We start from the raw sequence: 21994 nt of genomic DNA on the forward strand, positions 1-21994 counted from the left end.
AAAGAACTCATCTCTGAGGTATCAAGATGCCATGGAGGTGAGTTTTAAGCAAAAAAAGACCCGCCGCAAAAGCGACGGGTCATCCTGCCTTTATATTTTACGCAGTAAGCTTTGTAAGCTGCTATACTCTGAATTAGAGGATTCCAGCCGGAAGAGCAACGCCTACGCCCGGTCCGAACGGAAGTCCGATCATCATCCAGATAACAACTACGATGATCCATGCGATCTGAAGAACGATGGACATCGGAATCATGTTGGAGATCAGAGTACCAATTTTGAGATCCGGAACGTACTTTGTCTGAGCAACACTTAAGATCATCCAGATATATGCGGACATCGGTGTCCAGCAGTTGAACGGGGAATCACCAATTCTGTAAAGTAACTGTGTGAAGCCCGGATGGTAACCGAGGAGCATGAACATCGGAACGAAGATCGGAGCGAAAATAGCCCACTTCGCGGAACCGGAGGATACGAAGATGTTGACGAAGGAGCAGAGGACGATGAAAGCTACACAGAGCGGAATGCCTGTGAAACCTGCAGCCTCGAGACCATCAGCACCTGCGATCGCAAGGAGTGTACCAAGCTTTGTCCAGTTGAATAAGCCCTGGAACTGTCCGCAGAAGAAGCAGAACAGAACGTAGGAACCCATAGCAGCCATCTGCTTAGACATTGCCTTGTTGACATCAACAGCGTTCTTGAATGTACCTGCAGTGAAGCCGTATGCAAGACCGCAGAGACAGAACAGAACGAACAGGATCGGGATCAGGCCCTTTAAGAGCGGGGATCCAATAAACGCACCGTTCTCGCCGGAAAGAAGACCGGTGAAGAATCCGATTGCAATGATGATGATGTAGATGATCGCGGTAAGAGCTGCAGCATTAAGACCTTTCTTCTGCTGCGGAGTAACTTCTTCAAGTTTTGCTTCTCCGGCACCCTCGTATTTTCCGAAACGCGGCTCGATCATATGTACGGAACAGAATCCGATAACTGCTGCGCAGAGGAGGGTGGAGAAGATCATGAAGAACCAGTTACAGGTCGGGTCAACCTGGAATGTTGTATCCGGGATGAATGCCTTGATCGCATCGTTTGTAAGACCCTGTAACAGAGTATCAGTACCGGCAACCATCAGGTTCGCTGTGAAACCGGCCTGAGCACCTGCGTAACCAACCATCATACCAACTACCGGGTGTTTGCCAACGCCCATGTAAACGATGGCAGCCATCGGCGGGATAACGACCATAGCTGTATCGGAAGCGATGTTTCCGACTGTACCGACGAATGCGATTACATACGGGATCATAGATGCCGGAACGTTCTTTAAGGAACTGTTCAGCATGGAGATCAGCATTCCGGACTCCTCACAGAGACCGATACCGAGTGTCATTGTGATAACCAGACCTAACGGAGCGAAACCGGTAAAGTTCTTTACCATGTTGCCTAAGATCCAGTCAACGCCGTCTTTGGAGAACAGGTTCGCAGATGTTACGACCTCTCCGGAAGCCGGGTTTGTAAGGGCAACGCCCATTACACTGAAGATGCAGCCGATGATGGCTGTGATAAGGAAGAGCCAGCAGAACAGAATCGCTGGCGGCGGCAATTTGTTACAAACTTTTTCGATACCATCGATCAGTTTGTCCACGCCGGTTTTCTTAGCGGTAGTGTTTTCACTCATTTGAAAAACCTCCTGTAAACTTAATTTACGGGACCTAAACCCCCGAGATCCCGCTTGCATGGATATTATACTATAAATGGTTCGAAAAAGCTATATATTTTTTATAAAGTGTTTATAATTTTTATTTTTAAATTAGAAAACTGAAAAAAAGGCTGGAGATTTCGCCAAATGGAATGATAAATATTTGGTAAAAATGTACAAATCAGGAAATAGCGATTATGAGAAGATTATTGCGTTTATAGTGGTTTCGTGTTAAGATAAAGTATCGTGCATGAAAAGTGATGACAGATAATAAAGGAATCCTGCCTGACGGATTCAAAAGAGACTGTCGGTGGCAGCAACTGCCAATGTGCGGTTAATTGGATACCTGGGAGGATAAAATATGTTTGGTGGAAACTTTCAGACATGGAAACTTCATTCGGCGCAGGACTACTTTATGTTCTTTGCCTACATACTGGCCGGTGTGCTGGTGTTTTGGCTGATCGCGAAACACATGAACAAACAGCGGAATCACGAAAAGGCTGTAGAAAAGGTCTCCGCGCGGCTGAAAAAGATCTGTGGAAAGCCCGGTGAGGTTTTAAAGAACGCGACTTTAAATCTGCCGGAAGGAAAAATGACGTTTGACGCGGTCCTTATGGATAAGAGAGGCGTTTACCTTGTAAGAACTTATGGCTGGGGAATTAAGATATACGGAACTCCGGACGGAGCAATGTGGCGGCGAGAGGACGCAAAAAGAAAAGAAGAATTTGAAAATCCGCTTCTTAATTTAAAGAAAGGTGCGGAGGAGATCGGAAAGATCATGGAAGAAAACGGAGTCCATAATTTAAAGGTTATGCCGATAGTCGTTTTTGCAGATAACTACCAGACTCCGGAACTGTATCTCGGATATGGTTCTTATTCCACGACTTATCAGGAACTGAAAAGCTGGTATAAAAAACAGTCCGGCGTGAAAGAAGTCCAGTATGACTATGATAAGGTTTCTTCTATTATAAAAGGACTTGTAAAGTAGGAGAGGACCGGAAAACGGAATAAAGGGTATGAGACAGGCGGTCTGGTAAGCGGATCACCTGTTTTTTATTTAACAGGAAACTCCGATGGAACTTCCTGTTAAATAAAAAGGCACTGCGTGCCTAACTCGCGCGAAGATGAAGGTTGTCGCAAGCGACCGCGCGAGATGCCGAATGTGCCGAGGCACCTTCTTTTTATGCATAGGGACATTCGGTGTTCCGGGGTGGCCGGAGACCGACATAGATGAGACAAAAAACGCCAGGGCACTTCACATGCCCTGGCGAAATAAACGTATTCAGTTATGTAATTCTGCAGGATCGGATAATTTACATGATTCCTGCCGGAAGAACGGAACCGACACCCGGACCGATCGGAAGACCGATGAGGTACCAGATGATAAAGAAGACAACCCAGATCACTTCGAGGATCACTGCGATCGGAAGAAGGTTGGAAATCAGGGTACCGATCTTTAAGTCCTTCATGTACTTGGTCTGAGCAGTTGCGAGAACCATCCAGATATACGGGGACATCGGAGTAACCGCGTTTGTCGGGGAATCACCGAGTCTGTAAAGTAACTGTGTAAAGCCCGGATGATAACCGAGGAGCATGAACATCGGAACGAAGATTGGAGCGAAGATCGCCCATTTTGCGGAACCGGATGACATGAAGATGTTTACACATGTTACAACGAGGATGAAGCATACAAATAACGGGATACCTGTGAATCCTGCGGACTGAAGAATGTCAGCGCCGCCGATTGCGAGGAGTGTACCGAGTTTTGTCCAGTTGAATAAGCCCTGGAACTGTCCGCAGAAGAAACAGAAGGAAATATAGGAGCCCATTGCTGCCATCTGTTTGTTCATAGCTTTACTGATGTCGCCGGATTTCTTAAAGGAACCGGAACCAAAACCAAATGCGATCGCACAGATCGAGAAGAATACGAACAGGATCGGGATCAGGCCTTTTAAGAGCGGAGAACCAACGAAGGCACCATTCTCACCTGCTAACGGACCAGTAAAGAATCCAACAACGAGGATGATAATGTAGATGATCGCTGTAATTCCTGCACAGCGGAGACCTTTACTCTCAGAAGCACTCAGTTTTTCGATCTTTTCATCGGAGGAACCTTCGTATTTTCCGAAACGCGGCTCTACAACCTTTGTACAAACAGCACCGATCACGATAGAGCAGAGGATTGTGGAGGCGATCATGAAGAACCAGTTACAGGTAACATCTACCTGGAAGGTAGTCTCCGGAAGGAAACCTTTGATTGCGTCATTTGTGAGACCCTGAAGCAGGGAGTCTGTACCTGCAACCATCAGGTTTGCAGTGAAGCCTGCATTTGCACCTGCATATCCGCAGATCATACCTACAACCGGATGCTTTCCGGCACCGATATAGAGAAGAGCGGCGATCGGAGGAACGATGATGTTCGCAGTATCAGAAGCGATATTTCCGATCGTGCCGACAAATGCGATAAGGTACGGAACGAGTGCCGGAGGAACATCGCTTAAGCAGCTCTTTAAGAGGGACATTACGAGACCGGACTCCTCGCAGAGACCGATGCCGAGGGTCATGGAGATTACCAGACCGAGCGGTGCGAAACCGGTAAAGTTCTTTACCATATTGTCAAGGAACCAGTGGAGTCCGTCTACCGAGAAGAAGTTCTGGGAAACAACGGCTTCATTTGTTGCCGGGTTGATCAGGCTCACGCCAGCTACCGTTGCGATCGTACCGATGATCGCCGTGAAAAGGAAGAGCCAGCAGAACAGGATTACCGGGTCGGGAAGTTTGTTGCATACGTTTTCAACGACTGTTAACGCCTTGTCGAGCCAGGTTTGCTTAGTGGTACTAGTGGTGTTTTCGCTCATACAGAAACCTCCTGCAATAGTAAAAGTGCGAAATAACTGAAAAAACAGGGAGATTTCCAGCAATTCCGCCGATTGAGAAAAAGTTAATTCTTTGTTAAGAATAAAGAATATAAACTTTTTATGAATTAATTATATATCTTTTGCAAACATCTGTCTACACCTTTTTTTATTTAGTGAAAAAGTTGTTACAGTTTATATTGTTAATAAAGAATAAATAATTCAGATAATTCAGACAATAATAAAGAGGTGAGTTCCGGCGCGCTGAAGGAGCGGATGAGGAAAAATCATGGATCTTCGGGGAATCGCGGAGAAAATATGAAGCGTGCCGGCATGGAAAAGCGCTGTATCAGGGCAGTGTGGATTCTTGCGGAGACAGCAGATCCATGTTAGAATAAAAACACAAAATTGCGATGCAAAAGAACGAAATGCCGGTATTTTGCATGTAAAACAGGAGGGGTAATGCCATGATAAATGAGAAGAGACTGCTCGACACATTCTTTGATTATGTTATGATCGACAGTGAGACAAAGAATGAAAAAGCGATGGGGGAAAAGCTGGTTGAGGATCTTAAAGTACTTGGACTGGAAGTAAAGACCGACAAAGCCGGGGAAGGTTTTGGCTCCAATGGATTTAATGTATGCGCATATCTTCCGGGAACGATCCCGGGTGATCCGACGATCATGTGTGCACATATGGATACGGTGACTCCGGGCAATGGCATCAGACCGCTTGTCGATGACGGGATCATCCATACAGACGGCTCCACGATCCTTGCGGGCGATGACAAATCCGGAATCGCAGCGATCATGGAAGCAATCAAGGTGATCAAAGAACAGAATATTCCGTGCCGCAATACAGAGATCTTATTTACGATCGGCGAAGAAGGTGGTATGAACGGTGTCAAGAATATGGATCTGTCCATGATTAAAGGAAAAGAAGCGATGGTATTTGACGCCAGCGGTGATATCGGAAAGATCTTAACCTGTGGACCGGGGCAGATCAAGATCTTCGCGACGATCATTGGAAAATCTTCCCATGCGGGTCTTGCACCGGAAGAGGGAATCAGTGCGATCCAGGTCGCAGCGAAGGGAATCGCAAAGATGAACCTGCTCAGAATCGATGAGGAGACTACCTGCAATATCGGAACCCTGAAGGCGGAATATGCGACCAATATCGTTCCGGAGAAGGCAGAATTTGTGGCAGAAGTCAGAAGCCGCAACCTCGATAAATTAAATGCCCAGGCTGCGCATATGCAGAAGTGCCTGCAGGATGCCTGCGACGAGATGGGAGCAAAGCTTGAGATCGAGCTGAAGACAAATTATGTAAGCTTTAACGTGGAAAATGATGATCCGATCGTGCAGAGAGTCTTTGAGTCTTGCAAACGTCTTGGATATCAGGCAGTGACCGCAAAAGGCGGCGGCGGAAGCGACGCGAATGTGATGGCACTTCACGGGATCAAGCCGATCGTACTCTCCACAGGTATGACAAAGGTACATACGACTGGAGAAACATTGAAGATCGATGATCTGAACAAGTGCGCAGAGCTGGTACTGGATCTTTTAACACACTAAATTTTAAGAAGAAATGATAAAAACGGGGCGGCCGGATTCAAAGGCTGTCCCGTTTTTTCACTTGTTACTCAGGAGAAAATCTCAATGAACTTTCTGCTGCACAACAGGCACGAAATACTGAATGATATACGCATGTGTGAAGATACAGAATGCTGCAAGTGAACGTGCGGGATGAGCGAACGGGTCAAGAGACATTTAATTGCAGACATGAAAAAACTCCGGTTCTGGCATACCGGAGTTTTTTCACACAAATACTAAAAAAGGGGGATGTATGAGTATCGAATATATGTCAATCCTGGATCACAGGGATCCGAGAATTATGTTTAGTCGAGTCCGGCATAAATGTGCGCGCATTTCATTTGCCTGCCGGCCCCATTTTTTATGTATACCTGATCAGGCGCTACACGCCTCGTCTTTCGTTTTTGTAAAACGCTTCGTGATGTCTTTTGCTGATTGGTATCTTTTATGATACAAAGTATACAGGAAGAATGTGACGGAAGTATGGAGAAACTCTAAAAGGAAAATAAAATAAATGGAGATTTTCTAACGAAAAAATAACCATTTCTTTAGAAATTGTTTATTGTCAGGAAAAAGAGGGCGTGGTATAGTTCTGATACAGTGAGACAGGTACATTTATGAATAGAAGGAAGCCCGGGTACCCGGTAAAAATCTGCCGGACACGGATCCGGATGGACCGGATAAGATCAGAGGAGGAATATTGTATTATGAAAAAACATGTATTGTTAGCAGCGGCACTCTGCGTGACAGCAGTGATGGCGACAGCATGCGGCTCAAAAAACACTCAGGAGACAACAGCGGCTGTGGAGGCTTCCGCAGCGGAGACATCCGCCGTTGATACAACAAAACCGGATCTCTCCAATGTAGACCCAAAGATGGCGGAAGGACCGGGAGCTTTTGAGACGGACGAGAGTTCTGAGGGCGTGCAGGTTGCAGAGATCTCTGATGAGGAGATGGCGAAGCTTCAGAGCCAGGCGGCTGCCCAGCTCGAGAAGACAGACTATAAGTCCTACGCAAAAGAGATCATCGCGATTGTAAAGAATAAAGATATGGAGGGGCTTGCGGACCACATCGATTTCCCAACCTTTGTCTCCTGTGTGAAGACGAACGGAGGCATGGTCGATACGAAGGAAGACTTTATGAAACTGGATCCGGCAGAGATCTTCTCCGATGAGATGGAGGCTGCGATCGAAAAGGTGGATGTCGATTCCCTGGAGCCGGTTATGGCCGGGATCGTCCTCGGTGACGGTGCTCCGAACATCATTCTTGGTGTCACTGCGGATGGAGAGCTCGCAATCACCGGAATGAACTACTAAAACAGAGACGGACTGTAAGGGAAAACATCTGACGGGTCCGTGAAACTGATACATAAGAAAATAAAGTAATAGGAAAAAATGAAGGGACATGGAAGTATCTGTGTCCCTTTTTCCTATATACAAATATAGGAGAAACATGAATCCTGTTGACTTTTATCCAGAAATACACCTGGTGATTTTTGGACAATTATCCATATGTGTCCAAATATACCATGTTATTGACAAAAGAATTTACGAAATATCTGTAAAGTCGATGCGTAGAAATGGACAAATCCGCAAATATTTAGTATAATGGCGGTATGCGTTACGCGGTAAGTGAGGTGGGAGAAAATGCGTCAGAAAAAAAACGGACTCGAAAACCTGGTGCTGATCACCCAGCTCGGACTCAATGTTGTGACACCGGTCCTTATCTGTGTGCTTTTCGGAAGCTGGATCGATAAAAAGACCGGACTTCATACCGTTCTGATCTTCCTGATCCTGGGTGTCCTCTCGGGCGGTCTGAGTGCATATAAGATGGCGAAGCATATCGTAGACAGAGAGAAAGAAGACGAAGACAGGGAAAAGAAAGAGCAGGTAAAGCAGTGGGAGAGCCGTTTCGGAACCGGAGACGGTGCTGACCGTCCCAAAAGATGGCGGTGACAGCCGAAGGGACGGCAAAGAAGATGGTACCCGTAAACGAAAGCGGAATATGAAGCAGCAGGAAACTGTCCGACAGAAGACAGCCTCGGCAGGGTGATTGAAAGGGTGGAACAATCGTGAGTGATAAGACAAAGAGACAGGTAGTGGGAATGAGCATCGGGATTCTGATCCATAATATGATCTTGCTTCTCATCTGCCTTATTTTTTTCCGAACCGTTCCGGTGATCGCCGGAGTGCTGATCGGAGCCGCGGCGGCGGAGGTACTGCTCATCAGTATCGCGAGATCCACGGAACTCTGTGTGGAATCGGCTGATGGGGCGTACAGCAGCAAAAAGATGGTGATCCATTCGCTGATCCGCAGCTTGTGCGCGGTAATACTGGTGTGCCTTTTATGGAAATTTACGACGATCAACCTTTTAGCAGTCGTTCTCGGCGCACTGGGCTTGAAGACCGGAGCTTATGTGTATCCGGTACTTCAGAAACGAACCGACCGTATGGCCTGATCTTCAGGCTTGACGGATAGAGTCTTATACGCTGCTGTTGTGGAACAGACAGCAGTCTTTCAGGAGTCTTAAGGAAAGGAGGAAAAAGAATGAGTGGTGGCAGTGGTGCTGATTTCATGATCCACGGGATCGTGAAATACCATCTCTTCGGTCATGAACTCTGGCTGACGACGACGACGGTCGGAATGACGATCGTTACGATCGTTCTGCTGATTCTGGTGATAGCCGCGAACCGTGCATTAAAACATGCGACGGATGTACCTGGAACATTCCAGAATATCATCGAATTCGGCATGGAAATGCTGGAAAATATGACCACAGGGATTCTTGGCAGTTCAGCGAACCGGTTTGCGAACTATATCGGAACGATTTTTCTGTTTATTTTGTTCTGCAATCTGAGCGGTCTGTTCGGCCTGAGAACGGTTACTGCCGACTTTGGTGTTACGTTCCTTCTTGGTCTGGTCACGTTTGCGATCGTACAGTACCAGGGAATCAAAAATCATGGTGTCGGACACTTTACGGGATTGTTTCAACCTCTCCCGGTGCTGTTCCCGATCAATCTGATCGGTGAATTTGCGAATCCGATCTCGATCTCCCTTCGTCTGTTCGCGAACATGCTGTCCGGAGTTATTATCATGGGTCTCTGGTACGGAATGATGCCGGTCTTATTAAAAATCGGTATTCCGGCCGCACTTCATGTGTATTGCGACCTGTTTTCCGGGTGTATCCAGACATACGTATTCTGCATGCTGACTATGGTCTATGTAAATGATAAACTGTAGGAACGCAGGGCGGAACAGGGAAGGCAGGACCCCATCGACGCAGTCGATCGGAAAGGATTTTGCCTGTAGCTGTGAATGACAGCTATAAAATTTTTTTACAGGAGGTTTTATCTATGAATATTACAGGACAGGATTTGATCCATGCTTGCTCAGCAATCGGCGCCGGTATCGCGATGATCGCCGGTATCGGACCTGGTGTTGGACAGGGTATCGCCGCTGGTTTCGGCGCATCTGCAGTCGGCCGCAACCCGGGCGCGAAATCTGATATTACATCGACCATGCTTCTTGGACAGGCCGTTGCCGAGACGACCGGTCTTTATGGTCTTGTTGTTGCCATTATCCTTATGTTCGTTAAGCCGTTCGGTTGATCCGGATATGGGAACAGGAAAAAACTTCCGGGTATGCGCGGAAGTTTGTAAAGGAGGCGAGATGAGACCTTGGAACGGTTAATAAATTTTGACCCTCAATGGATCAACGACATTGTGATCACGGGAATCAATATTTTTATCCTGTTCTTTGTAATGTCGTATTTCCTCTTTAATCCGGCGCGTGAAGTACTGGAAAAAAGAAGAAAACGGATCGCGGGTGATCTGGAAACGGCAAAGACAAGCCGCGAAGATGCGCTCGCGCTGAAAGCAGAGTATGAGGATAAAATAAAGTCCATCGACAAAGAGGCGCAGGAAATTCTCGATGCAGCGAGGAAAAAAGCGAAAAAGCAGGAAGCTGATATCTTAGCGGAAGCGAGAGAGGAAGCAAACCGCATCGTTGACCGGGCAAACCGGGAGATCGAGCTGGAGAAGAAGAAAGCGCTTGAGGACATGAAGACGGAGATCGTTTCCATTGCGTCCCTGATGGCAGAGAAGGCGGTTGCCGCTTCCATGGATGTAAAGATCCAGGATTCCCTGATCGAGGAGACTTTAAAGGAAATGGGTGAGAGCACATGGCAAAGTTAGTGTCAAAGGTCTACGGCGACGCGCTGTTTGAAGCTGCCATGGAGCGGGATATGCTGTCGCCCGTATATGAGGAAGTACAGTCACTGCAGACGATCCTCATGGAGAATGCAGACCTTGTACAATTTTTGAACCATCCGCAGATCATAAAAGAAGAGAAGTTAAAGGTCGTGGAAAATATCTTTAAAGGAAGAGTTTCCGATGACCTGATGGGATTTCTTGAGACCGTGATCGAAAAGGGACGGCAGAAGGAGCTCCCGAAGATCCTCGACTATTTTGTGAATCGTGTAAAGGAATATAAAAAGATCGGTATCGTAACTGTTACAAGCGCGGTGGAGCTCTCCGCGGAGCAGAAGGCCCATACGGAGGCGAAGCTTTTGGAGACCACAGCTTTTGTGAGTCTGGAAGTTACCTATAGCGTCGATCCTGCGATCCTTGGAGGACTCGTGATCAGGATCGGTGACCGCGTGGTGGACAGCAGCATCAGGACAAGACTCGGGGAGATCCGGAGAGACTTAATGAAGCTGCAGCTGGCGTGATCCCGGCGGATCCGGGACCGAAAACAGCAGTCCGGCAGCAGAAATAATACTGAACAGTTACGTGATGAAATGGAAAAGAAAGAAGGTGCAGACCTCAAATGAATTTAAAACCAGAAGAGATCAGCTCGGTCATCAAAGAGCAGATCGAAAGATATTCGACGAAGCTGGAAGTCTCTGACGTGGGTACTGTCATCCAGGTAGCGGACGGCATTACACGAATCCACGGTCTTGAGAATGCCATGCAGGGAGAACTTCTGGAATTTCCGGGAGAGGTTTACGGCATGGTGTTAAACCTTGAGGAGGACAACGTCGGAGCGGTTCTGCTCGGTGATTCCTCAAGCATCAGTGAGGGAGACACCGTAAAGACGACAGGACGTGTCGTTGAGGTTCCTGTGGGCGATGCCCTGACAGGACGTGTCGTGAATGCCTTAGGACAGCCTATCGATGGAAAAGGTCCGATCCTTACGGATAAATTCAGAAAGATCGAGCGTGTTGCCCACGGTGTTATCGAGAGAAAATCCGTAGATACCCCGCTTCAGACAGGTATCAAGGCGATCGATGCCATGGTTCCGATCGGACGCGGACAGCGTGAGCTTATTATCGGCGACCGTCAGACTGGTAAGACGGCGATCGCGATCGATACGATTATTAACCAGAAGGGACAGGGAGTTCACTGCATTTATGTTGCAATTGGACAGAAAGCATCAACAGTTGCGACAATCGTGAAAACTCTTGAGGAGTTTGGCGCGATGGATTACACGACACTTGTCGTATCCACAGCTTCTGACCTTGCCCCGTTACAGTATATTGCCCCGTATTCCGGCTGCGCAATCGGTGAAGAGTGGATGGAGAACGGCGAGGATGTGCTTGTCGTTTACGATGACTTAAGCAAGCATGCGGCGGCGTACCGTACCCTGTCCCTGCTTCTTAAGAGACCGCCGGGACGTGAGGCATATCCGGGCGATGTTTTCTATCTGCATTCCAGACTGTTAGAGCGCGCGTCCAGACTTTCCGATGACCTTGGCGGCGGTTCCCTTACCGCACTTCCGATCATTGAGACGCAGGCGGGTGACGTATCGGCCTACATTCCGACAAACGTCATCTCCATCACAGACGGACAGATCTACTTAGAGACCGAGATGTTCAACTCCGGTTTCCGTCCGGCGATCAACGCGGGTCTTTCTGTATCCCGAGTTGGCGGCGCGGCACAGATCAAGGCGATGAAGAAGATCGCTGCCCCGATCCGTGTGGAGCTTGCCCAGTACCGCGAGCTCGCTTCCTTCGCCCAGTTCGGTTCCGAGCTTGACGCCAGCACAAAGGAACAGCTTGCCCAGGGCGAACGCATCCGTGAAGTTTTAAAGCAGCCGCAGTATCAGCCGATGCCGGTCGAGTATCAGGTCATCATTATCTACGCGGCGACAAAGAAATATCTCCTCGATATTCCGACAAATCAGGTTCTTGATTTTGAGAAAGAGCTGTTTAAGTTTATCGATACAAAGTATCCGGAGATCCCGGCAAGCATCCGCGAGGCAAAGCAGATGACACCGGAGACTGAAGAATTGCTGAAAAAAGCTATTGAAGAGTGCAAGGCAGCAAGATAAGGCAGGTGATGTATCATGGCAACCATGAGAGATATTAAACGAAGGAAATCCAGTATTGAGAGTACCGAGCAGATTACCAAAGCCATGAAACTTGTTGCCACTGTAAAACTCCAGAAATCCAGAACGAAGGCGGAAAATTCGAGATTGTACTTCAATCTGATGTACCAGACGATCCAGGAGATGCTGAAGAAATCCACCGGGATCCGGCACCGCTATTTAAAGAGTGGGGATTCGAAGAAAAAGGCAGTTATCGTCGTTTCTTCCAATCGCGGACTTGCCGGCGGATATAACTCCAACATCATCCGTCTCGTGACGGAGAGCGGGATCCCGAAAGAGGACGCCCTCATCTTCGCGATCGGACGGAAAGGACGCGACGGACTCGCAAGGAAAGGCTATGAGATCAAAGCGGATTACTCCGATGTGATCGATGAGCCGCTCTACTCCGACGCGCAGCAAATCTCAAAAGAGCTTTTAGCCATGTTTGAGAAGAATGAGATCGGAGAGATCTATCTGGCGTACACGGCGTTCAAAAATACCGTAAGCCAGATCCCGACGTTCTTAAAGCTTCTGCCGGTGGATCTTGCGGCAGCAGGGCCAAAGGGCGAAGTAAAAGAAGAAAAGCCGGATCTTCTCATTATGAACTATGAGCCGGACGAGGACGAAGTTCTGGATGCAATTATTCCGAAGTATGTGAGCAGCCTGATCTATGGGGCATTCTTGGAGGCCGTTGCCAGTGAGAACGGCGCGCGAATGACTGCAATGGATTCGGCGACGAACAACGCGGAAGAGATGATCGGAAAACTGTCGCTGCAGTACAACCGTGCGCGTCAGGGCTCCATCACTCAGGAGTTGACAGAGATCATCGCGGGCGCGAATGCCATCGATGGTTAAAAAGAAATATGAGTAATTATTTGGCAGACTTGCGTACTTGCGGTGCTGGAGGTAAAAGACAGCATACATGAGACAGAAATCAGTCGGCATGATGTGCTGGAATGGATTTTTACCGCTGGCCTGAGTGGCTGAATAGTTATGATAGAGACAAGGAGAAGTGAGATGGCAGAGAAAAACATTGGTAAAATTACTCAGGTCATCAGTGCCGTTCTGGATATCAAATTTCCCCAGGGCGGGCTGCCTGAGATCAATGACGCCATTGAGATCACCACAAAGGATGGCGGGGTCCTCACGGTTGAGGTTGCCCAGCATCTCGGTGATGATACGGTAAGATGCATCGCTCTCGGTCCCACCGACGGTCTTGTCCGCGGCATGGATGCCGTAGCGACCGGCGGACCGATCATGGTGCCGGTCGGTGAGCAGACACTTGGAAGAATTTTCAATGTTCTGGGACAGCCGATCGACAATAAAGAAGCTCCGAAGACGGAGAAAAAGCTCCCGATCCACCGCAAAGCCCCGAGCTTTGAGGAACAGTCCACAGAGACAGAGATCCTTGAGACAGGTATCAAGGTCGTTGACCTCCTCTGCCCGTACCAGAAAGGTGGAAAGATTGGTCTGTTCGGCGGTGCCGGTGTAGGTAAGACAGTCCTGATTCAGGAGCTGATCCGAAATATTGCGACAGAGCACGGCGGATATTCCGTATTTACAGGCGTTGGTGAGCGTACCCGTGAGGGAAATGACCTTTACTATGAGATGTCCGATTCGGGCGTTATCAATAAGACGACCATGGTGTTCGGCCAGATGAACGAACCGCCGGGATCCCGTATGCGTGTGGGTCTTACCGGTCTTACCATGGCAGAGTATTTCCGTGACGAAGGCGGAAAGGATGTGTTGTTATTCATCGACAATATCTTCCGTTTCAGTCAGGCTGGTTCCGAGGTATCAGCGCTGCTCGGACGTATGCCGTCAGCCGTAGGTTACCAGCCGACCTTACAGACGGAGATGGGTGCCCTCCAGGAGCGGATCACCTCCACAAAGAACGGTTCCATCACATCTGTACAGGCAGTTTACGTTCCGGCCGATGACTTAACAGACCCGGCTCCGGCAAATACCTTTACCCATCTGGACGCGACGACCGTACTCAGCCGTTCTATCGTAGAGCTTGGTATTTACCCGGCTGTAGATCCGCTTGAGTCTACGTCCCGTATCCTTGATCCGCGTATTGTTGGTGAGGAGCATTATAAGGTTGCCCGCGGCGTACAGGAAGTGCTGCAGAGATATAAGGAGCTTCAGGATATTATCGCAATGCTCGGTATGGATGAGCTTTCCGAGGAAGATAAGCTTACCGTATCCCGTGCGAGAAAGATCCAGAGATTCTTATCCCAGCCGTTCTTCGTAGCTGGACAGTTTACCGGTCTGGAAGGCCGCTATGTTCCGCTTTCCGAGACGATCCAGGGCTTCAAGGAGATCCTCGAAGGCAAACATGACGATATTCCGGAGAATCTGTTCCTCAACGCAGGAAATATTGATGATGTTCTCGCCCGCGTGAAATAGGGGGTGTGGACATGGCGGAAATGATGAGACTTCAGATCGTTACGCCGGATGAGGCGTTTTTCGACGGAGAGGTTTCGATGGTGGAGCTCAACACGGCAGACGGGGAAGCCGGAATCTATCCGAAGCATATCCCGATGGTCGTCGCGGTTGCACCGGGCGTTCTTAAGATCCACGGGGCAGACGGCGTGAAAAAAGCGGCGCTGCTTTCCGGATTTTTACAGATCCTGCCGGAGAAGGTAACGATCCTCGCGGAAGCCTGCGAGTGGCCGGAAAACATCGATGGCAAGAGAGCCAATGAAGCCAGAATCCGTGCAGAGAGACGTCTGGCGGAAAAGAATCCACAGACCGATATTGACCGCGCTGAAGCCGCTTTGAAGCGGGCGCTGGTGAGACTGTCGCTGGTGGATGGAAACTAAAGATAGAACTGTGAAACGCAGTGGAAAATAAAACAGCATGTCGGGAAGAACGCTTGTAAGCAGGACTTACAGGAGACTTTCCGGCATGCTGTTTTATATTATGATGTTGGAGACAAAAGGTATTTTGGCGCGGAGCTTATCTTTCCCGCCTGGAAAGCAGCGGCTCACTTACTCCATCGAGTCCCACAAGCGCGAAGATCGCCGCAAGGACTCTCTGAGATCCCTTATAGGCGTCTTTGCTGTCATACCACTCGTCAACGGAATGGCAGGCACCGCCTTTTCCGCCTCCGCCGACGCAGATCGCAGGGATTCCGAGGCTGATCGGGATATTTGCATCGGTACTTCCTGCGCTTTCAAATTCTACATCTTCGCCGCATGCCTGGAACGCAGAGGCTGTGGCGCTCACGATCTCACAGTCCTTCGGCTGGCTTCCTGCCGGACGGTTTCCGATCTGTTTTACGTCCACTGTGATACGTCCGTTGTGATCGAAGCTGTCCTTAGATTCTTCGTAGGAACGCTCGGTTTCCCAACGGTTATTTTCATCCTCAACTGCACGTTTGATGCACTCCTGAAGCTTTGCATCAAGCTCTTCAAGCTCTTTTAAGCCGTTGGAACGGATATCGACAAGCATGGAACACTCATACGCGATGGCATTGATGGAGGTTCCGCCGTTTACGACACCGACGGAGAAGGTAGTCTTCGGTTCTCTCGGGGTGCGGAGCTCAGAGATATAGGAGATGGCGCGCCCCATGGCAAAGATCGGGTTTACAAGACCGAAGGCGCCGAAGGAATGTCCCCCCGGTCCGCGGAAGGTTACCTCGTAGCGGTGGCTTCCGGTGCCGCCGTGGCAGATCAGGCAGCCTGCACCGTCAACGGAGATAAAACCGTCAACCTTGTCGGCGTTTTTCGAGAAGAAGTGGCGCATGCCGCGGAGGTCTCCGAGACCTTCCTCACCGACGTTGCCGCCGATAATGATATCTCCGACCGGTTTTAAGCCGGATTCTTTGATGGCTCTTGCCAGTGTAAGGATCTCAGCCAGTCCGCGGGTATCATCGCCGATTCCGGGTGCGTAGATCTTTGTTCCTTCGCGTTTCACCGGGAGCGGAGTTTCCGGCGGGAATACGGTGTCCAGATGAGCGGAGACATAGAGAGTCGGACCGTTTCCGGTTCCATGGATATGGGCGTACACGTTGTGGACCTCGTCCATCACCGGATCGAGACCTGCCTCGGTCAGAAGCTCTTTAAAACGGATCGCGCGCTTCTCCTCAAATGGGCTGAAGGAGGAGATCTGAACAAGCTCGATCTGCTGGTCGATGGTGTGCGCTTCATCCTGTTTCAGGTATTCGAAGGCGTGAGCCATCTTGTCGGACGTTAAAAGGGTCTGAATCGCTTCTTTCATGTGGGAACCATCCTTTCGATTTGTATATGATGATATCAGAGACAAAATACCTTTTGATCCCAATATCATATGATAGAAATATCATAGCGCGAAAAAGAAAATTTGTAAATAAAACAGAGAAAACTAATAATTCTGTAAGTATACTTTATATAGGGAATATCGTCAGAGAACAAAAGGAAAAAGAGGGCAGGAAAAAAGTATCGGTTTGAATGAGCCGGGAATAAAAAGGACGGGGAAATGTGTGCGGGACAGGCTGTAGAAAAAATAAAAAGCAGGTTCTGAAACGATAGCGGAGATGAACCGCATACCGGAGCAGAACCTGCAAGTTTACGTTTTATTCCAGATGGTTACACTTTGTTACTTTTACTGATCATTTGTAAGATTCATCTTATCAAAGAGATAGAAGATCAGGCTTAAGATCATGCCGACAACACATGCAAGGACCATACCTGTGAGCTGCACATTGCCGAAATTCACCTTGATCCCAGAGAGGCCGGTTACAAAGATCACGGCAGTCAGGGCCTGGTTTCTGTTTTTGCCGTAGTCGACCTTGGAGTCGACCAGAATACGGAGACCGGAGGTTCCGATCATACCGTAGAGCAGGAAGGAGATTCCGCCGATGACCGGTCCCGGGATCGTCTGGATCAGGGTCGATAATTTGCCGATGAAGGAACAGATGATGGAGATCACAGCCGCTCCGGCGATGACCTGCACACTGTAAACCTTTGTGACAGCCATGACACCGATGTTCTCACCGTAGGTGGTCGTCGGTACGGAACCGATGAGACCGGAGACCATGGTGGAGAAGTTGTCACCGAAGATGCTGCGGTGAAGTCCCGGATCCTTTAAGAGGTCGCGGCCGACGATCTTACTTGTTACGACCTGATGTCCGATATGTTCGGAGGTGATGACCAGGATGACCGGTATGATGATCATGATCGCTTCCATATTAAATTTTGGAGCGGTGAAGTTCGGGATCGCAAAGATCGGGGCAGCGGCAACCGCAGAGAAATCAACGATTCCGCATGCAACGGCAGCGACATATCCCGCGATCACGGCGATCAGGATCGGGATGACAGATAAAAATCCCCGGAACAGGACAGAACCGAAAACGGCAAAGCCAAGTGTTACGAGGAACACGATCAGATTCTTCGGATCAATGGTCTCGTCTAAGAGTCCCGCATTGCTTGCCGCGCTGGAAGAGAGCTCCAATCCGATCAGGGCTACGACCGGCCCCATGGCAGCAGGTGGGAGAACGACATCGATCCATTTATATCCGATCTTATAAATGATGAATGCGAGGATACATCCGACGAAACCGACGGCAACGAATCCGCCGAGGGCATATTCATAACCGAATTTTGCGATCACGATGCCGGCCGGGGCGAGAAATGCGAAACTGGAACCGAGATAGGCGGGAGCTTTTCCCTTTGTGATAAAGATAAACATGAGAGTTCCGACACCGTTCATGAAAAGAACGATCGCGGGATTGATTCCGAATAAGAACGGAACGAGAACGGATGCGCCGAACATGGCGAACATGTGCTGGATGCTCAGGGGGATCAGAAGGTTAAAGGGAACCTTTTCGTCCACCTGAATGATCTTATGGCTTTCCATACGGGACCTCCTTGAGAACAATTGGTTTTTTAGTACTTGCGCCTGCGCCGGACGTTCCCGGTTTCAGGCATTTTTTCTATTCTATCACATTCTTGTTATTTGTCCAGAAAAATCAGGGGGAAATTGCAGGAAAGGATATGAAGTTAACGAATTTCAGGGCTTCCGCTCTTGACAAAGCTTTGGAATCTCCATATAATGACCCATATAGCCGCGTTAAAGCATGCGGTATATAATGGAAAAGCGATGAAGGGAACAAGTAGGGAAATGACCTGCTCCGCACAGAAAGCTGCCGGTGGATGAGAGGCGCGCGGACTTCTTTTTCTGAATACATCCCGGAGCTGCACACCGAAAGAGGAAACCGGATATTCCGGCGGAACGCGAGTAGGCTGTGACGGAACTGGCACCCGTTAGAAATGCCGGAGTCTTTTATGATGAGGACTCCATGAGCCGGAGCGTGCGAGCGTTTCGGGAACATCAGGTGGTAACACGAGCGTATGCCTCGTCCTTTTGGGAAACAAGGGACGGGGCTTTTTTGTACCTGCAAGGAGAATGTTCAGTGCCGGAGTTGCCGGACTGGACTGAGACTGAAAGAGTCAGGCAGCAGGAGAAAGAACGCTTCGTCCGGATAGCAGGTCTTCATATAAAGACCAACACAGGCGGAAGAAACGAATATCCGCAGAAAATTACAGAAAAGGAGTAAACAAAATGGGAGTTTACGAAGAGTTACAGGCCCGCGGACTGATCGCGCAGGTCACAAACGAAGAAGAGATCCGTAAAATGGTAAACGAGGGAAGGGCCGTATTCTACATCGGCTTTGACCCGACCGCGGACAGCCTTCATGTCGGACATTTCATGGCACTCTGCTTAATGAAACGTTTACAGATGGCAGGAAACAAGCCGATCGCGCTGATCGGCGGCGGCACAGGCATGGTCGGCGATCCGTCCGGACGTTCCGATATGAGAACCATGATGACGGTTGAGACGATCCAGCACAACTGTGACTGCTTCAAGAAGCAGATGAGCCGTTTCATCGACTTCTCCGAAGGAAAAGCCATGATGGTAAACAACGCTGAGTGGCTTATGAACTTAAACTACATCGATTTCTTAAGAGAGATCGGCCCGCACTTCTCCGTCAACAACATGCTCCGCGCGGAGTGCTATAAGCAGAGAATGGAGAAGGGCTTAAGCTTCTTAGAGTTCAACTACATGCTGATGCAGAGCTACGACTTCTACGAGCTGTTCCAGAGATACGGCTGCAACATGCAGTTCGGCGGCGATGACCAGTGGAGCAACATGCTCGGCGGTACAGAGCTCATCAGAAGAAAACTCGGCAAGGACGCGCACGCAATGACGATCACACTGCTCTTAAACTCTGAGGGCAAGAAGATGGGCAAGACCCAGTCCGGCGCTGTCTGGCTTGATCCGAATAAGACGACTCCGTTTGAGTTCTACCAGTACTGGAGAAATGTTGGCGACGCAGACGTATTAAAGTGCCTGCGCATGCTCACATTCCTTCCGCTTGAGCAGATCGATGAGATGGACAAATGGGAAGGCAGCCAGTTAAATCAGGCGAAGGAGATCCTTGCATACGAGCTTACAAGCCTTGTTCACGGCGAGGAGGAAGCAAAGAAAGCACAGGAGAGCGCACGTGCATTATTCGCAGGCGGCGCTGCGGCAGAAATGCCGACAGCAGAACTTTCCGACGCAGATTTTTCTGATGGTTCGATCGACCTCCTTTCCATCGTACAGAAATCCGGTCTCTGCGCATCCCGCTCTGAGGCGAGAAGAAACGTAGAGCAGGGCGGCGTTTCTGTAGATGGTGAGATCGTGAAGGATATTAAGGCTGTATACACGAAAGAGCAGCTTTCCGGTGAAGGAATCGTTGTAAAGCGTGGTAAGAAGAACTTCCGCCGCGTGGTAGTTAAATAGTTACTTTTCATGGGTAAGAATTTTCTGAACTGAAAATTCCGTATGATACCGTTATGACCGCGGATTTTGCCGATTCGGAATGCGAAGCATCGGCAAAATCCTGTTACAGTGCGCGGGCATGGAGTGCCTGTGTACTGTAACGTTAAATAAAAAATAAGCTGCGCAGGGGACTGGATTTAGTTCCCTGCGCATGTTAATATAGAGATGTCTGGAAACAGACATTTTCAGATCATGACTGTGAAGATATGAGCAGCTATTGAAAATCCAAAACTGAAGAGACGGACAAACTGCGCTGTCGGTAAATGACGAAGCGGTTCCGCCAGAATGGAGAAAACATGGATATTTTAAACGAAGCTAAGAAAAATTTCGACTACATGGTAAGAATCAGAAGACATATGCACGAGTATCCGGAAAACAGCGGCGTGGAGTATGAGACAGTAAAATATATTGCCTCTGAGCTCGATGCGCTGGGAATCGAGTATGTAGTCGTTCCGGAAGGTGGTATTATCGGACAGATCCACGGCGGAAAACCTGGAAAAACCGTTCTTCTTCGTGCCGATATGGACGCACTTCCGATCAAGGAGAGCAAAACAAACCTCACAAAGGAAAAGGTATGCATCTCCAAGAACGATGGAATCTCCCACGCCTGCGGACATGACGCCCACACAGCGATGCTTCTCGCTGAGGCAAAGATCTTAAACGAGAATAAGGAAGACTTAAACGGCAATATCGTTCTCCTCTTTGAGCGCGGCGAGGAAGCCGGCGGAAATATCAGAAATCTACTTCCGTATGCTGTTGAGACAATGAAATTAAAGATCGATACCTGTATGGCAACACATGTAAAATGGGATGTTCCGACAGGAACAATCTCCGCGGAGCCGGGCGCTGTATTCTCCGGTGCATACGGATTTATCATCAAGCTTCACGGCCAGGCCGGTCACGGATCCCGTCCGGATCTTGCCCACAGTGTTTTAGACTGCTTCAACAATATCTATAACCATATCAATATGATCCGCATGAAATATGTGGCTCCGACGGATATCCTGACCTGCTCCATTGGTTTCGTAAACTGCGGAACCGTCCGCAACATTATTCCGGACGAGCTGACCTTCGGCGGTACGATCCGTACCTTCAATGTTGACGGCGCAGGCGCACCGTTTGTAAAACAGTTGATGGACGTAGTCGAGAAAGAGTGCGAGCTCTGTCAGTGTACATATGAAATCCTTCATATGCCGGATCCGCTGTTCGAGTGCCAGAACAACGCAGTCTGCAGCGAGATTGCGAAGAACGCAGTAAGAAAATATATCGGTGAGGATGCTGTTACGGTTGCACAGCCGTGGATGGCATCTGAGAGCATGCAGGCATGCTTAAAGCTCTGGCCGGGTATCATCACCTTCACAGGTATCCAGAGCGAGGAGGCCGGCACCGGCGCAAACCATCACACACCGGAATTCGATGTGGATGAGCGCGGCATGATCTACGGTGTTGCAGCAGCACTTGGATATGTGAAGGATTTCTTAAACTACGATAAGGAGATCCCGTTCAAACCGTTCGAGGGAACCTTAAAGAATCTGGTTGAGAGAAACCTGTAAAAGCAACAGAAATGAAAAAAAATTATCCATTAACGGGTAAAAAGTCCGAATAGCAATATAAAGACCGGTGTATTAAGAAGAATTCGATACACCGGCCTTTTTGCGTACATACGCGGGTAACGAGAT

At 48.9% G+C, this 21994-nt stretch carries 19 protein-coding genes; 15 read left to right on the forward strand and 4 right to left on the reverse strand.

Going from position 1 to position 21994, the window contains the following annotated elements; translation table 11 throughout:
- Positions 1-133 precede the first annotated feature (133 nt).
- Positions 134-1672, reverse strand: a complete 1539-nt coding sequence (locus GPK90_RS07130; RefSeq protein ID WP_215702606.1) for an AbgT family transporter — start codon at positions 1670-1672, stop codon at positions 134-136.
- 382 nt (positions 1673-2054) lie between these two features.
- Here GPK90_RS07130 and GPK90_RS07135 point away from each other — a divergent pair, with 382 nt between their 5' ends.
- Positions 2055-2681 (forward strand): nuclease-related domain-containing protein, encoded by a 627-nt coding sequence (locus GPK90_RS07135; RefSeq protein ID WP_215702607.1) that lies wholly within the window; start codon positions 2055-2057, stop codon positions 2679-2681.
- A gap of 325 nt (positions 2682-3006) precedes the next feature.
- Here GPK90_RS07135 and GPK90_RS07140 read toward each other — a convergent pair whose 3' ends face one another.
- Positions 3007-4551 carry an AbgT family transporter gene (locus GPK90_RS07140; protein ID WP_215702608.1) on the reverse strand — a complete coding sequence of 515 codons (1545 nt, stop codon included), beginning with the start codon at positions 4549-4551 and terminating at the stop codon, positions 3007-3009.
- Between the two features lie 464 nt (positions 4552-5015).
- On the opposite strand from GPK90_RS07140, the gene GPK90_RS07145 reads away from it, so the two are divergent.
- The 12 genes from GPK90_RS07145 (at position 5016) to atpC (ending at position 15331) form a co-directional block, all read left to right on the forward strand.
- Positions 5016-6122, forward strand: a complete 1107-nt coding sequence (locus GPK90_RS07145) for a M20/M25/M40 family metallo-hydrolase (protein ID WP_118531094.1) — start codon at positions 5016-5018, stop codon at positions 6120-6122.
- A 725-nt stretch (positions 6123-6847) separates the two neighbouring features.
- Positions 6848-7456 (forward strand): hypothetical protein, encoded by a 609-nt coding sequence (locus GPK90_RS07150; protein ID WP_118531092.1) that lies wholly within the window; start codon positions 6848-6850, stop codon positions 7454-7456.
- Between the two features lie 330 nt (positions 7457-7786).
- On the forward strand, positions 7787-8095 hold the full coding sequence (locus tag GPK90_RS07155) for an AtpZ/AtpI family protein (RefSeq protein ID WP_021904588.1): 309 nt from the start codon (positions 7787-7789) through the stop codon (positions 8093-8095).
- A 116-nt stretch (positions 8096-8211) separates the two neighbouring features.
- Positions 8212-8598, forward strand: coding sequence for a hypothetical protein (locus GPK90_RS07160; protein ID WP_021904589.1), 387 nt, complete (start codon positions 8212-8214; stop codon positions 8596-8598).
- Positions 8599-8687: 89 nt separating this feature from the next.
- Entirely contained in the window at positions 8688-9380 is a 693-nt protein-coding gene (gene atpB, locus GPK90_RS07165; RefSeq protein WP_015553053.1) for a F0F1 ATP synthase subunit A, read from the forward strand.
- Positions 9381-9493: 113 nt separating this feature from the next.
- Positions 9494-9748, forward strand: coding sequence for an ATP synthase F0 subunit C (gene atpE / locus GPK90_RS07170; protein WP_015553054.1), 255 nt, complete (start codon positions 9494-9496; stop codon positions 9746-9748).
- 69 nt (positions 9749-9817) lie between these two features.
- Positions 9818-10333, forward strand: a complete 516-nt coding sequence (atpF, locus tag GPK90_RS07175; protein WP_021904590.1) for a F0F1 ATP synthase subunit B — start codon at positions 9818-9820, stop codon at positions 10331-10333.
- The gene (gene atpH, locus GPK90_RS07180) at positions 10321-10869 is read left to right on the forward strand and encodes an ATP synthase F1 subunit delta (protein WP_015553055.1); all 549 of its coding nucleotides are present in this window, start codon (positions 10321-10323) and stop codon (positions 10867-10869) included. Before atpF ends, atpH begins: the two co-directional genes overlap by 13 nt.
- Before the next feature lie 98 nt (positions 10870-10967).
- Positions 10968-12470 (forward strand): F0F1 ATP synthase subunit alpha, encoded by a 1503-nt coding sequence (atpA, locus tag GPK90_RS07185; RefSeq protein WP_117469052.1) that lies wholly within the window; start codon positions 10968-10970, stop codon positions 12468-12470.
- A 15-nt stretch (positions 12471-12485) separates the two neighbouring features.
- On the forward strand, positions 12486-13361 hold the full coding sequence (gene atpG, locus GPK90_RS07190) for an ATP synthase F1 subunit gamma (RefSeq protein WP_021904593.1): 876 nt from the start codon (positions 12486-12488) through the stop codon (positions 13359-13361).
- Between the two features lie 162 nt (positions 13362-13523).
- A complete protein-coding gene (gene atpD, locus GPK90_RS07195) occupies positions 13524-14915 on the forward strand; it encodes a F0F1 ATP synthase subunit beta (RefSeq protein WP_021904594.1) in 1392 nt (463 codons plus the stop codon).
- 11 nt (positions 14916-14926) lie between these two features.
- A complete protein-coding gene (atpC, locus tag GPK90_RS07200) occupies positions 14927-15331 on the forward strand; it encodes an ATP synthase F1 subunit epsilon (RefSeq protein ID WP_015553059.1) in 405 nt (134 codons plus the stop codon).
- A 136-nt stretch (positions 15332-15467) separates the two neighbouring features.
- Here the strand turns inward: atpC and GPK90_RS07205 are convergent, their stop codons facing one another.
- Complete coding sequence (locus GPK90_RS07205) at positions 15468-16730, reverse strand: M20/M25/M40 family metallo-hydrolase (protein ID WP_215702609.1); 1263 nt, start codon at positions 16728-16730, stop codon at positions 15468-15470.
- Between the two features lie 363 nt (positions 16731-17093).
- Entirely contained in the window at positions 17094-18347 is a 1254-nt protein-coding gene (gene uraA, locus GPK90_RS07210; protein WP_215702610.1) for a uracil permease, read from the reverse strand.
- A gap of 705 nt (positions 18348-19052) precedes the next feature.
- On the opposite strand from uraA, the gene tyrS reads away from it, so the two are divergent.
- A complete protein-coding gene (gene tyrS / locus GPK90_RS07215; RefSeq protein WP_215702611.1) occupies positions 19053-20276 on the forward strand; it encodes a tyrosine--tRNA ligase in 1224 nt (407 codons plus the stop codon).
- Between the two features lie 335 nt (positions 20277-20611).
- Positions 20612-21868 carry a M20 metallopeptidase family protein gene (locus GPK90_RS07220; RefSeq protein ID WP_252197385.1) on the forward strand — a complete coding sequence of 419 codons (1257 nt, stop codon included), beginning with the start codon at positions 20612-20614 and terminating at the stop codon, positions 21866-21868.
- The last annotated feature ends 126 nt before the right edge of the window (positions 21869-21994 follow it).

Source organism: Clostridium sp. MCC344, assembly GCF_018785365.1.
Classification (GTDB): Bacteria; Bacillota; Clostridia; order Lachnospirales; family Lachnospiraceae; genus Pilosibacter.

Coding starts and splice junctions, on each gene's coding strand:
- GPK90_RS07130 (WP_215702606.1), bottom strand. CDS start 1,672: ATGAGTGAAAACACTACCGCTAAGAAAACCGGCGTGGACAAACTGATC.
- GPK90_RS07135 (WP_215702607.1), top strand. CDS start 2,055: ATGTTTGGTGGAAACTTTCAGACATGGAAACTTCATTCGGCGCAGGAC.
- GPK90_RS07140 (WP_215702608.1), bottom strand. CDS start 4,551: ATGAGCGAAAACACCACTAGTACCACTAAGCAAACCTGGCTCGACAAG.
- GPK90_RS07145 (WP_118531094.1), top strand. CDS start 5,016: ATGATAAATGAGAAGAGACTGCTCGACACATTCTTTGATTATGTTATG.
- GPK90_RS07150 (WP_118531092.1), top strand. CDS start 6,848: ATGAAAAAACATGTATTGTTAGCAGCGGCACTCTGCGTGACAGCAGTG.
- GPK90_RS07155 (WP_021904588.1), top strand. CDS start 7,787: ATGCGTCAGAAAAAAAACGGACTCGAAAACCTGGTGCTGATCACCCAG.
- atpB (WP_015553053.1), top strand. CDS start 8,688: ATGAGTGGTGGCAGTGGTGCTGATTTCATGATCCACGGGATCGTGAAA.
- atpE (WP_015553054.1), top strand. CDS start 9,494: ATGAATATTACAGGACAGGATTTGATCCATGCTTGCTCAGCAATCGGC.
- atpH (WP_015553055.1), top strand. CDS start 10,321: ATGGCAAAGTTAGTGTCAAAGGTCTACGGCGACGCGCTGTTTGAAGCT.
- atpA (WP_117469052.1), top strand. CDS start 10,968: ATGAATTTAAAACCAGAAGAGATCAGCTCGGTCATCAAAGAGCAGATC.
- atpG (WP_021904593.1), top strand. CDS start 12,486: ATGGCAACCATGAGAGATATTAAACGAAGGAAATCCAGTATTGAGAGT.
- atpD (WP_021904594.1), top strand. CDS start 13,524: ATGGCAGAGAAAAACATTGGTAAAATTACTCAGGTCATCAGTGCCGTT.
- atpC (WP_015553059.1), top strand. CDS start 14,927: ATGGCGGAAATGATGAGACTTCAGATCGTTACGCCGGATGAGGCGTTT.
- GPK90_RS07205 (WP_215702609.1), bottom strand. CDS start 16,730: ATGAAAGAAGCGATTCAGACCCTTTTAACGTCCGACAAGATGGCTCAC.
- uraA (WP_215702610.1), bottom strand. CDS start 18,347: ATGGAAAGCCATAAGATCATTCAGGTGGACGAAAAGGTTCCCTTTAAC.
- tyrS (WP_215702611.1), top strand. CDS start 19,053: ATGGGAGTTTACGAAGAGTTACAGGCCCGCGGACTGATCGCGCAGGTC.
- GPK90_RS07220 (WP_252197385.1), top strand. CDS start 20,612: ATGGATATTTTAAACGAAGCTAAGAAAAATTTCGACTACATGGTAAGA.